Raw genomic sequence first — 12,539 nt, 5'->3', positions numbered from 1 at the left:
ATTAAATAAATTATTAAATCAAATTGATAAGTTACATTCCAACTTTTGGGTACGTTATAATATAAATATAAGCATATGTGAAACTGCTAACATAGAGACAAATGCTTACTACGTATTTAAATCTAGGAGGTTTAATATGACTAAGAAAAAAGCAATTATGATTGGTGCCGGCATTTCTAACATGGCCGCCGCCGTTTACTTGATTCAAGAAGGTCACTGGGACGGAAAGAACATTACTTTCTATTCATTGGACGACCATGGCGCAAATGATGGTGCCAAGACTGACGTGACCGGCAATGAATACTGGAATCGCAATCACGAAACGTCTGACCAGACTGGCTTTGTCGCTCGTGGGGGAAGAATGTTGAATTACCGGACCTACGTTGATTTGATGGATCTCTTAAGTCGGGTTCCGTCAGCCACCGAAGAGGGAATGACTGCCGCAGAGGACACGCGTGACTTTGATTCTAAGCATCGGACCTACGATAAAGCGCGTTTGATGGAAGGCGAAAAGGGCATCATTAACTCCTCTAAAATGGGATTTAACAACAAGGATCGGTTCTTATTGACGAAGTTAATCATGATGCCAGACGACAAGGAGACTGAACTTGATAACGTCTCCATCGCTGACTACTTCAAGGACGATCCCCACATGTTTCAAACCAACTTCTGGTACATGTGGGAGACGACCTTTGCCTTTCGTACCCAAAGTTCAGCTCAAGAACTCAGGCGTTACATGCACCAAATGATTTACGAATTTACCCAAATTAACACGCTCGTGGGGGTTAACCGAACTCGCTACAATCAGTACGAAAGTTTGATGCTACCATTAATTAATTACTTGAAGAAACAAGGCGTAACCTTCGTCTTGAACCGTCGGGTTAATGATTGGGACTTCAAAGAAACTCCAATGAACGAAGAAATTACCGTTAAGGGCCTAGAAATGGAGAACGTTGACACTGGTAAAGATGAACACATTGATGTCGATGATGATACTGCGGTCTTCTTCACCAATGGTTCCATTACCGATTCGGCTACGCTTGGAGACTTCAACACCCCGTCCGGTGAAAACACCGATTATGGAGCTGCTTCAAGTTTGTGGAAGAAAGCCACCAATCACTTCTACAACTTGGGGAATCCAGACAAATTCTTCGCCGATCGGAACGCCAGTGGCTGGAGTAGTTTTACCGTAACCACTAAGGATCATACTTTCTTAAACGAAATCACCCGTATTACTACGCAACTACCTGGGAATGCTTTGAACTCCTTCCTATCAACGAGTCCAATTACTCCGTTAGGTCAAAAAGACGTGAGAATGTCGATTGTGGTTCATCATCAACCTCATTTCACCGACCAGAAGCCAAACGAAACCGTTCTTTGGGGTTACTTCTTGTATCCATATCGTCGCGGTGAATTCGTCGACAAGCAGTACATCAAGATGACTGGAAAAGAAATGGTTCAAGAGTTGATCGGACAGCTTTCAAAGGTCGATCCGGGTCCCGTAAACATCCGTGATAAAGAAAAGGAAATCATGGACTCAATTGTCAACTCGGTTCCCGTTTACATGCCATACGCTTCGGCATTGTTTAACAACCGGGCTAAGATTGACCGTCCCAAGGTCATCCCTGACCATTCAACGAATCTAGCATTCACCGGTGAGTTTGTTGAACAACCTTACCAAATGGTCTTCACCGAACAAAGTGCCGTTCGTTCTGGTGAAATGGCCGCTTACCACTTTGCTGGTGTTCCAATGTCAAAACTCGTGGACAACCCACGATTTGATAAGAATCCGAAGATTCTGGCCAAGGCCGCTAAAAAATTATTTGAATAGATGATCGTAAATGAAAAGCTCAACTTCGAAATGAAGTTGAGCTTTTTTGATGTTTCAATCAACATAGTCTTTAATTTCAGTAAAACACACGTCACGTAGTGAATCCGGGATGGCAAATAAATCCATGAATTCCTCTAGGTTAAGCTGGTCAATTTCCTTGTTGTCAGCGTAGAAGGGAACTAGAAGCCTAACGGCATTCACGTTGGCCTTCTGTTCGTACTTGGGATTCATCAGAGTGGTAAAACTAAGAATGGCATCATCCTGATCGCACTGCAGGACGTGGCTAATTTCGTGCGCAATGATAAATGGAAGTTGTTTTCGTAGCTGCCAGTTGGCATTAATCACAATTGAATGGGAACGAACGTCCGCAAAGGATTGAGTATTTTGATGGAGTTTGTCCGTGTATACAACGGCAATGTCATTATCTAACGCATAGTTAAAAAGACTATTGATGATTTCGTGCATTTCGAAGTTTCCTTAAGATTTCCACGACTGTTTCACGGTCTTCTTCTGGGATGGGTTTGCCCCCAAACATCATGATCGTTGAGAGGTCATCTAAGTCAGCCGAGTTACCAGTTGAGTTTCCTAAGAGATAGTCAACGGAGACGTTGAAGTAGTTGGCAACTTTTTTGAGTTTTTGCGAATTAGCGGTTTGGTCCCACTTTTGCATGGTTCCGTTGGAGAACCCAAGTTGATGCTCTAATTCGCGAATGGAAATATTTTTATTTTTAGCAAGCTCTTTAACCCGTTGATAGATCGACATTTTTGACTCCTTTTAATTATTTACATAGAAAATTAATCTATGAAATTGTTGACATGTAGAAATAATGGATATATGATTGTTCTTGTAAACAGATGAGAAATCAAGCAACAACCTCGAAGAGATGTCGGTTTAGATTATTTCAGCTGATTTTCTTTACCATCATTGTAGAACTTTTGTCTATAAGATTCAATGATTATTCTACATGATTGCAAATTGATTTTGATGTGTTTACGTGCGAGTTAGCGCTAGCTCTTAAATTTTATAAAGAAAATTTTAGGAGGAAATAATTATGGATGAACAAGTTTTAAGCGTTCAAAAGTGGTTGAACCAAGAATACGGTAATGTTTCAGGATTTGATAAGGTCAAGGAAAATGGAAAGACGGGTTGGCCAACTATTTATGCTTTAAGAATGGGACTTCAGCATGAACTAGGGATTAGTCCACTTGGTAGTGGTTTTGGTGATAAAACCAAGAAAGCACTAAGTGGAATGGTCGATCAGTTGAAGGTCGGTTACAAGGGCAAGATTGCGAAGTTAATTCAGGGTGCTTTTTGGTGTAAGGGAATTAGCCCGAATGCGTTTGATGAGAAATATACCAAAGATACACAGAATGCAGTAAATAAATTACGTAATGATGCTGGATTAGATAAAGGTGGGGTTACTGTTCCATTAATGGCTGGTCTATTTGATATGGCTGCCTTTGAATTACTTGATGGTGGTAAAAAGAAATATCGTCAAATGCAACAATATTTAAACCATAACTATTTAGATTATTTTGGTGATGATCTTGGCTTGGTTCCAACTGATGGTTTGTATCAACGAAATACAAACACAGCTTTGATTTATGCCCTGCAAGCTGTTGAAGGAATGACACCTGGACAAGCAAACGGAGTTTATGGACCTGGAACCATTAATAAAACGCCAACTTTAACTGAAGGGGACAAAGGTGCAGGCGTTAAGCTACTTCAATATGGATTAATGGTTAATGATTTTCTGAGTGGATCTGTTGATGGAGTATTTAATAATTCGGTTGCTGAAGATGTGGTTAATTTTAGGAAGTTTATGAATTTACCACCATTTACAGGGAAAGCTGATTTAACCGTTATCAAGGGGTTGCTTACCAGTAATGGGAATACTAATCGAGATTCAAATGCTTGTGATACTTCATTTCAATTAAGTGATAAAGACGTTAAAAACATCAAAAATTATGGCTTTGAAATTGTTGGTCGCTATTTAACTGGATCAGTTGGCACTGGCTCAAAACGTCGTAACAAAAATCTGACTGATGATGAACTGAAAAGAATTACTGATGGTGGCCTAAAGGTGTTTCCAATCTATCAAGATAATGATGGCAGTCAGGAATACTTTAAATACGGCCAGGGTTGTGCTGATGCAGGAATTGCAAATGCAACAGCACAACGGCTTGGATTCCCAAAGGATACTATTATTTACTTTGCTGTTGATACTGATATTCAAGCTGGTGACATTGATAGTACGGTTATTCCATATATGGAGGGAGTCAAAAAAGCATTAGGCGGCTCAAGTTATCAAGCAGGAATTTACGGAACCAGAAATGTTTGTGCTCAAGCCCTTGGTAAAGGACTTGCAAAAACGGCGTTTGTATCTGATATGTCAACTGGATATAGTGGAAATTTGGGTTATCAGATGCCTAAAAATTGGGCAATTGACCAATTTGTTGAATACAGTTTAGGTGACATTGCGATTGACCAAGATGCGTCGTCTGGTAGAGATGATGGTACTAATAAGATTAAGCCAACGGGAATTGGAGAAATGTCTGCTAAAGAAGCTTTAAAGAATATTGTTGATAATACACAGGTAGAAATTGATGTTCCTTATGTGCTATACAATGATAATAAATCATTAAAAATTACTTTAGTAGGTGAAGCTGATATTAAGCCAGTCCATGGATCTGGGATGTTTACCATTAGTAATGGGAAATTACCACTAAAATTTATGTTTGATTGGGTCATGCAAAGTTGTAATAACAATGTTAATGCTGGCGTATACATCGTTAGTTTATTTAATAAGTGGGAATTTGTTCAAAAAATTGAAGATGGTCAAGTTTCAATTGAGATTGTAGAAACTAAAGACGGTTGGAGTATATCAGTAGAATTTAATATTTTTAAGTTAAAAATTAATAATAAAAGTTTTGATACAGAGCTTTCTATTTCAATAGATATTGATTCTCATCCACATGATTATCCTGACTTTAAGAGTTATGAAAAAGCTTATGATGAGGTTACCGATAAATTAGGAGAAAAGACTGATACGCTGGCGTTGACACCGGCATATGTAAGATATGCAATTGAGGGTGAAAGTGTTGGTATTGCTGTAATAATTGCATTTTTAGCGGCACTAGTAGGATGATATATGTCATTATTTGCGTAATTTATGTTGTATTAAAATGATTAAATAAATGGACCTGTAATTTGTAATTACAGGTCCATTTATTGATTTATATCTCAATTACTTATTTCATCTTTTTAATTCCCTCAGTAAGTTCTTTTGAATATTTCTTTTTCCGATATTTTAAGGTGCTTTTAGAAAGATAATATAATAAAAATCCAGAGCAAATTAAAAACGTTGGCAGCATTGGAGATTCATATGCCTCCCATAAATTGTTTGAAAGTAATAGTATTTCAATTGATCCAATGAAAACAAAAATTCCAAAACACAGAAATAAAATAATGACCCATAAACAATAATAATGTTTTAACCTTGAAGGTCGCATATGCTTAATCTTATATTTTTCTATCATTAATCTTATTGTAGTTCCTAGTGCGGTAATAAATAGCGAGAATGTAATTCCATCGATTGTCCCCATGATCCAAAGGATGAATTTGTTTGCATGCATATTAAGGAGAATGGATCCCAAAGTGAAGGTAATGATTACCAATATAATGGATGGTAGCAATAAGCGTGACATAATGTGGTATTTATGTAAGTATTCTTGGTAGTCTTTGATGTAGTCCGGTTTTTCTGACATTTATCTTCCTCCTCACAATTAGGATATTACCTTATTAGTAAAATACAAAATGATAGATTATTCCTAATGCAACATTAATAAATGAAATTATGCAAGTAAATATAATTAATATATAGATATAGTTAATATGTTTAAAAAATGATTGTTTCAGTTGCTTAATTAATTTTGGTTGTTGGTTCCCATTATTGTAAATGTTCCAGCGTTTGATTGTCATGCACAAAATAATACAGGTAAGAATAATTACGTATGACATTAGCATAATTAGTCCACTAGGGTTCCCGATTAAATAATTCCAGCGATCTGTTAATGTTTTGTTCCACATGTAATTATCAGTTAAAGTATGTCCAATCACATTGTTAGAGACAAAATATAGAAAAAGAATCAAAATGTATATTAGGGAAGAGATATTGTTAAATATTTCTCCCCTTTTTCTTAAATAATGTCTGGAACGCTCATAGGCAACAATTTCATAGATAATTACTATAAGCATACAAAAAAAGAATAATTTAGCCAGCAGATAATAACCTAATTGAAAATATGATTGCAAGAGAATCCCTCCAGTAAAAGTACGTTATCAATGCCCTTATGTTCCATCTTTTTTAATCCCCTCAGTAAATTCTTTTAAATACTTCTTTTTTCGATACTTTAAGATGTCTTTTTCCATCGAATAAATAAATATACTTCCAAAAACTGAAAATGTGGTCATGTTAGAAACAAGATATATATAACTTAAATTATGTAAAATTGGCATCAGTACAATTAAAAATAATAAAAAGTAATATACCAAAGACAAATAAAATTATTAAGATCCATAAATTAAGGTAGTATTTCTTTCTCATTAAATTTACACTCTTAGGTTTTTTTATTTTTAAATTTAACCATGCTCCTAATGAGGCTATAAATAATGCTAGTACAATTCCAGTCAGTAATCCCATTATTAAAATAATAACCCTATTTACATCTAGCTTGATAAGAGTAAATCCTATGGCTAAAAAAATTACTGATATTATGATAGAAGGGATCAATAAGCGAGAAGCGGTATGATACTTATGTAAAAATTCTTTTCGATCTTTAATGTAATTGGTTTTTTCTGGCATTTTATTTTTCTCCTTATAACTATGGTTACCTAATTAATAAAATATAAAATGATAAATTATTCCAAAGCAATATTTATGTGTATAAATTTGATTATCTTATTGTATTTCATTAAAACTCTTCTTAACTAAATTAACGGTTTTAAGTATAGTAAAGTCTCAATGTTTACACAAATTGATGGTTAAAGAATCCCAAAACAAAAGGCCCAATCCGTGAATATCATAGGTTGAGCCTCTTTTTATACCAGAATAACTAGGATGATAATGAAAACCGAATATTCTTATTGATTAATCGTTATCTTGATCATTATTGGTATTTGGTTCCGTAGTTGTGTCATCGTCAGAGTTGGTATCAGTATCTGAGTTATTGTCATTATCAGAATCTGAATTATTATCATTAGAATCAGTATTTGAATCTGAATTATCGTCGTTTGAATTTGTGTCAGCATCTGAGGAGTTATTGTTAGAGCTATTATCGTTAGTATTAGAGGCACTATATGTACCATTTAAAAAATTATTCGAACATCCTGATACACTTACACTTCCATTTTGATTTTTGGTAATCTGTATGTTTTCTGGTTTACTAATAGTTGAGGTTGCCGTTGATTCTCCATCTCCAGAATTGCTATCACCTTTAATAATGTAAGTATTCCCAGTCTTTTTATAAGATTTAACTAAGATACTACTATCGGCAGTTCCTAAGCCCACGGTGTTACTAGATATTATTAGTGTATAATCGTCTGATTCCTTATAATCTCCCTGTAATGATTGAGGCAAAGTTGTTCCAGTTTCCTCAGCATTTGAACTGTTATTTTTAGTTGAAGCTTGATCAGCTGCTTGCTTATTTTTGTTGTCAGTTTCTTTTTTGTGCTTAGTTGGCTTACGTTTCTTAGATATACTTGTAGTATTTTTCTTATTATTACTATTGTTATTATTTCCATTTATTTTAAATGCAAATATTACTCCTAAGGCAAATGCTAGGAGGACTACTAGAACGACTATAATTATATTTTTCTTGTTTTTCAAACCAGTTTACATCCCTTAACTTTTTATTAAATTTTGACACATAAATAATTATATTCTTTAGATAACAGAATTAATAGGGCGAATGTGAAATCTGGTACACATTATAAATGATTAGTTATTAATTATAGTAGAAAAAATAAACAAAATTACAAAACAAAAGGCCCAACCCATGAATATCATAGGTTGAGCCTCTTTTTATGCCAGAATAATTAGGATGATAATGAAACAAATTGCCAACACCGATAATGCCAAAAAACGTTTTGACGTTAATTTGTGGGTCTTGTGATAGGTCCATCCCATGCAACCCAAAATTACGATCAATCCGAACGTTGCCATTATGATTAATTTGATTAATACCACTGTGTCGCCCAATTTGGCCACTTCCTAGTTATTATTTTAGTTCGATTTGGTAAGCGAAACGTTTTGTTCCATGACTCTTTTTACCGTTTGCGTAAATGATACCACGTTTGGTGAAACCATTTGAGAGAATGACGTGTTGCATCCCCTTGTTGTCGGGATGAGTGTCGATTCTGACGTCTTTAAAACCACGAAAGGCTGAGATGGTGAATAGGCCACTGATGAATTTGGATGCTAGTCCCTGACCGCGATAGTCGTTTGAGACGGCGATACGGTGAATGGCAGAGTAGTGACCTTGGTCACCATTTTCCCACTCGCCACCTTCAAGGTGTAAGTAATCGGGGTCGATTCCTAAATGAAGGGTGGCGGTTCCAGCAACTTTTCCGTCAACATCTAGGACGTATGAGATGCCAAATTTAACGTCTCTGGCTAAATCTTCTTCACTAGGGTAATCACTTTGCCATTGGTCGATGCCTTGTTCGCCCAAAAACTTCTTGGCGTTTTTGATGATAGTGTAGATATCGTTTAAGTCAGCTTCAGTAGCTTTTCTTACGTAAATAGTAGACATAATAACACTTCCTTACTTTTATTATCAGACGATAAATAATTATAGTGAAGCTCATGTGGTTTTTCAACCACCAAATTAATTAGGGAGCCGGCTTTTTTTCTGGTAAAATGCATTGAACAGTAATTTAGGAAAGTTGGAGAAAACTTGGAAAAGAAATTAAGTGTAAGGCAGATTATTTACGTTGGAATTATGTTGTTTGGGATTTTCTTTGGCGCTGGCAATTTGATCTTTCCCGTTAATATGGGACAGATGGCTGGTGGCAACGTTTGGTGGGCAACCCTTGGATTTGTTTTAACTGGAGTGGGTCTCCCCATCCTAGGGATCATTGCGTTAGGGGTTACTGACAGTTCCGGAGCCTTTGAAATTTCTTCAAACGTTGGCAAGTCGTTTGCGTACGTCTTTACTATTTTAATTTCTTTTATAATGGGACCACTTTTGGCCATTCCTCGTTTGGCAGCCACTTCATTTCAGATTGGAATTGCACCATTTCTTAGTTCTGGTCGTCAGCAGTTAGGCTTAATCGGATTTATTTTAATTTTCTTCATTGCCGTTTTTTTACTCTCGTATAATCAAGGGCGCTTATTAGAATACATTGGGAAATTTTTGACACCATTGTTTTTAATTTTATTAGCGGTTATCATCGTCATGTCGATTGTTAAACCAATGGGTTCACCACGCTTTTATCATCCAATGGGTGAATACGGGCACTCCCCACTCCTATCTGGATTCGTTGAGGGATACAACACGCTTGACGGTGCTGGGTCCATTGCATTTGGAATTGTGATTGTGGAGACTGTGCGTGGATTAGGGGTCAAGAGTCCGAAGCAGTTGGCCGTTAGCATCGGAAAAGCTGGTCTGATTGGCGGATTGATGATGGCAGTTGTCTACGTTCTACTAAGTTACATGGGCGCTAGTAGTCTGGGAGATTTTCGTCCTTCAGCGAACGGTGGCATTGCCTTAGTTCAGATTGCCACGCATTATTTTGGTGGTTATGGGAACATTTTGTTATCACTGATTGTGATTGTTGCCTGTCTTAAGACGGCAATTGCGATGAGTAGTGCCTTTGCGGATACGATGTCAGATGTTTTTCCTAAGTTTAAGTATCTCCCGTTGCTCGTTTTTGCGGTGGTTATGTCAGCGCTTTTGGCAACTTTAGGTTTAACAGAGATGATTAGGTTTATCATGCCAGTCTTGATGATTGTTTATCCGTTTTCCATCTGTCTGATTTTGATTTCGTTAATTAAACCATTACTTAAAAACTCTAAGATTGTTTACCAAATGACGATCTGGTTCATCGCCATTCCAGCCTTTTTAAGCGGGATTACCACCATTCCCGAATTGACGCACGTGCCAGAATTAGCTTGGTTATTTAAAATTAATGACCTTTTGCCGCTGGCGCAGTACGGAATGGGATGGGTTTTGTTCGCATTGATTGGATTTGCGATTGGATTGATTCTTTCGGTGAAAAAGACCAGAAAACAATTGAAGCAAGGATAAATAAAGACCCCGGTAGTTAGAAATGAATCTAACTACCGAGATCTTTTTTTGTTTCTTCATTATAGTGTATGAACTGTCATCGCCATTCCCATTCCACCACCGATACAGAGGGTGGCCAGTCCCTTAGTCTGACCAGTTCGTTTGAGGTTGTTAATTAAGGTAATGAGGATTCTAGAACCGGAATCGCCGAGGGGGTGACCCATTGAGACGGCACCACCTGTAATGTTAAGCTTAGCGTCTGGGATGTGAAGGTCCCGTGCTACCGCTAAACTTTGAGAGGCAAAGGCTTCGTTTAGTTCAAACAAATCAAAGTCACTGATTTGTTGGCCCGTCTTATCCAGTAGTTTATTAACGGCGTAGTAGGGGGCATATCCCATGATTTTAGGGTCACATCCAGCTTCGGCGTAGTCATCCAGCACCGCCAGCGGAGTTAGACCAAGCTCGTTGGACTTACTTTGCTTCATTAATAGGATTGCGGAAGCCCCATCATTTAGGCTGGCAGCATTTCCGGCCGTCACCGTTCCGTTTTCTTTAAAGGATGGCTTTAACTTTTTTAATTGTTCCATTGAGGTGTCAAAACGAACGCCCTCATCCTTATCAACCACGGTGCTTCCGTGGCGATTCTGAACTTCAATTGGGATCATTTCTTCATTAAAGTAACCATTTTGTTGAGCTTTGCTGGCTTTTCGATGGGACTGAAGGGCAAAAGCATCCTGATCCCTTCTTGAAATGTTGAACTGGTCGGCAACGTTTTCGGCGGTCATTCCCATCGGTTTTCCACTCCAGGCGTCGTTTAGTCCGTCTTTTTGAATGCTGTCCTCTAAAGTGATTGGGCCAAATTTGTGGCCCCTTCTTTCGTTCACATTTAGGTATGGAGCGTTCGACATGCTTTCGGTTCCCCCGACAAGGACGATGTCAGCATCGTCCATTTGGATGGCGGATTGCCCCAGTCGGACCGCTTTCATACCGGAACCACAAACTTGGTTAATGGTGGAGGCGGTGGCTGTGTCAGAAATGCCAGCGTTTAACTCGATTTGTCTGGCGACGTTTTGTCCACCGCCCGCTTGAATTACGTTTCCAAAGATGACTTGGTCGATTTGTTTTGGATCAATGCCCGCGTCTTTGATGGTTGCCTTGGCGGCAATGGTTCCAAGATCAACCGAAGTTAGGCTATCGAGGGTGCCGTTGATTTTACCAATCGGAGTCCTCTTTGCGCTTACAATTACGATATTGTCATTCATAGATTCGATGCTCCTTTGACATGATTCGTTGATAATTATACATGTTTTTACTTAACTTTTTTTAAAGTGCAAAAGTTAATGTTAATTTCGAGTTTCTACTATAATAAAGTGAATAATAAAAATACTTTAGGAGATGAAGTCATGGATAAGGATGAAGAAGTACAACAAGTAGGGGAAATGATCGATCGCTGGCTAGACGCTATTGATGATCAATCTGATGTATCAGAAAAGACTCAAGATGAAATTGACGAGATTGATACGATTATTGATAGTTTTTCTGAGATTGCGATTGTTGGTTTAGGCGTTCAGCCCAAAGACTGGAACGTTGATTTAGTTACTAACGTAATGTTTAATCGTTTTACTTTGATGCTAGATAGTGATGAGAAAACGGACTCGCTGTTTCAACTAATTCCCTTTGCCTTAATCCATTTATTTTCTTATTTAAACGATCAGGGAATTATTAGTAATGGTCCTAGTTTGAATAAATGGGTAGAAAATAATAGTAAAGCATTACGTTCAATGTACGATTCTAATTTTGATGCCTTTTATAAGAAATTGGTTAGTGCGATGGAAGATGCTGACGTTGATTTAGAGGATAGGAGTGCAGTGGATGCTTTTACGACGCGTTATCTAAGACAACACCCGCAAGATGGAATTGACTTATATTCAAAGAAAAAGTAGGCCAATTTTCTTGATAAAAAATGAAAATTAAAAAAGTTTGACCTTTTTTGACCAAAAGTGTTGACAAATGATTTGAGCGCATGTATAGTAGTAAATGCTCAGTGAGGGAGACAAAGTGATTTGATAATAATCGATTAGTCACTGATTATGAACTGAATTAATTATTTTAATCATTTCTCTTGCATCTTCATTATGAGCGTTGTATAATAGTCTTTGTTGTCTGGATTCTCCGGATACAATGCTTGAACAAATAAATTTAAAATAATTGAGTTTATCTGTTGACATTGAAAACACAATGTAGTATAGTTATACATGTTGCGTTAAGGAAGAATCAAACGGCAACAATCAAGAGTAGATCTTTGAAAACTGAACAAGATTTTGATTACAAGTGTAAGGTAATTTTAAGTTGTAGAACTTAAAATTAAACATTTGCGAAGTCAATTCGCTTTTTAATTCTTTTGAAAAAGAATAACAAC

The 12,539-nt window shown here is 37.1% G+C and carries 13 protein-coding genes; 4 read left to right on the top strand and 9 right to left on the bottom strand.

Going from position 1 to position 12,539, the window contains the following annotated elements; genetic code table 11:
• The first annotated feature begins 91 nt into the window (after positions 1-91).
• On the top strand, positions 92-1,831 hold the full coding sequence (locus AC6UD0_RS01780; protein WP_500696007.1) for an oleate hydratase: 1,740 nt from the start codon (positions 92-94) through the stop codon (positions 1,829-1,831).
• A 54-nt stretch (positions 1,832-1,885) separates the two neighbouring features.
• On the opposite strand, the gene AC6UD0_RS01775 is transcribed toward AC6UD0_RS01780, so the two are convergent.
• Together AC6UD0_RS01775 and AC6UD0_RS01770 are read right to left on the bottom strand one after the other, a co-directional pair.
• Positions 1,886-2,296, bottom strand: coding sequence for an ImmA/IrrE family metallo-endopeptidase (locus AC6UD0_RS01775; RefSeq protein ID WP_500694271.1), 411 nt, complete (start codon positions 2,294-2,296; stop codon positions 1,886-1,888).
• Positions 2,277-2,594 (bottom strand): helix-turn-helix domain-containing protein, encoded by a 318-nt coding sequence (locus AC6UD0_RS01770; RefSeq protein ID WP_500694272.1) that lies wholly within the window; start codon positions 2,592-2,594, stop codon positions 2,277-2,279. Before AC6UD0_RS01770 ends, AC6UD0_RS01775 begins: the two co-directional genes overlap by 20 nt.
• A gap of 289 nt (positions 2,595-2,883) precedes the next feature.
• Here AC6UD0_RS01770 and AC6UD0_RS01765 point away from each other — a divergent pair, with 289 nt between their 5' ends.
• Positions 2,884-4,980, top strand: a complete 2,097-nt coding sequence (locus AC6UD0_RS01765) for a glycoside hydrolase domain-containing protein (RefSeq protein ID WP_500694273.1) — start codon at positions 2,884-2,886, stop codon at positions 4,978-4,980.
• Positions 4,981-5,083: 103 nt separating this feature from the next.
• On the opposite strand, the gene AC6UD0_RS01760 is transcribed toward AC6UD0_RS01765, so the two are convergent.
• The 6 genes from AC6UD0_RS01760 to AC6UD0_RS01735 form a co-directional block, all read right to left on the bottom strand.
• Complete coding sequence (locus tag AC6UD0_RS01760; protein ID WP_500694274.1) at positions 5,084-5,599, bottom strand: hypothetical protein; 516 nt, start codon at positions 5,597-5,599, stop codon at positions 5,084-5,086.
• Between the two features lie 583 nt (positions 5,600-6,182).
• Entirely contained in the window at positions 6,183-6,305 is a 123-nt protein-coding gene (locus tag AC6UD0_RS01755; protein WP_500707567.1) for a hypothetical protein, read from the bottom strand.
• A gap of 28 nt (positions 6,306-6,333) precedes the next feature.
• Entirely contained in the window at positions 6,334-6,696 is a 363-nt protein-coding gene (locus AC6UD0_RS01750; RefSeq protein ID WP_500707568.1) for a hypothetical protein, read from the bottom strand.
• A gap of 285 nt (positions 6,697-6,981) precedes the next feature.
• Positions 6,982-7,719: a hypothetical protein gene (locus AC6UD0_RS01745; protein WP_500707945.1), complete on the bottom strand. Its 738-nt coding sequence runs from the start codon at positions 7,717-7,719 to the stop codon at positions 6,982-6,984.
• Between the two features lie 195 nt (positions 7,720-7,914).
• Entirely contained in the window at positions 7,915-8,055 is a 141-nt protein-coding gene (locus AC6UD0_RS01740) for a hypothetical protein (RefSeq protein WP_500695882.1), read from the bottom strand.
• Positions 8,056-8,110: 55 nt separating this feature from the next.
• Positions 8,111-8,644, bottom strand: coding sequence for a GNAT family N-acetyltransferase (locus tag AC6UD0_RS01735; RefSeq protein ID WP_500694276.1), 534 nt, complete (start codon positions 8,642-8,644; stop codon positions 8,111-8,113).
• Positions 8,645-8,788: 144 nt separating this feature from the next.
• On the opposite strand from AC6UD0_RS01735, the gene brnQ reads away from it, so the two are divergent.
• Positions 8,789-10,141 (top strand): branched-chain amino acid transport system II carrier protein, encoded by a 1,353-nt coding sequence (brnQ, locus tag AC6UD0_RS01730; protein ID WP_500707944.1) that lies wholly within the window; start codon positions 8,789-8,791, stop codon positions 10,139-10,141.
• Between the two features lie 59 nt (positions 10,142-10,200).
• Here the strand turns inward: brnQ and AC6UD0_RS01725 are convergent, their stop codons facing one another.
• Positions 10,201-11,382, bottom strand: a complete 1,182-nt coding sequence (locus AC6UD0_RS01725; RefSeq protein WP_500707943.1) for a thiolase family protein — start codon at positions 11,380-11,382, stop codon at positions 10,201-10,203.
• 141 nt (positions 11,383-11,523) lie between these two features.
• On the opposite strand from AC6UD0_RS01725, the gene AC6UD0_RS01720 reads away from it, so the two are divergent.
• Positions 11,524-12,063, top strand: coding sequence for a hypothetical protein (locus AC6UD0_RS01720; protein WP_500707940.1), 540 nt, complete (start codon positions 11,524-11,526; stop codon positions 12,061-12,063).
• The last annotated feature ends 476 nt before the right edge of the window (positions 12,064-12,539 follow it).

The sequence above is a fragment of the Fructilactobacillus sp. X7R9C1 genome (assembly GCF_059901005.1).
This window is presented reverse-complemented; position numbering and strand designations above follow the sequence as displayed.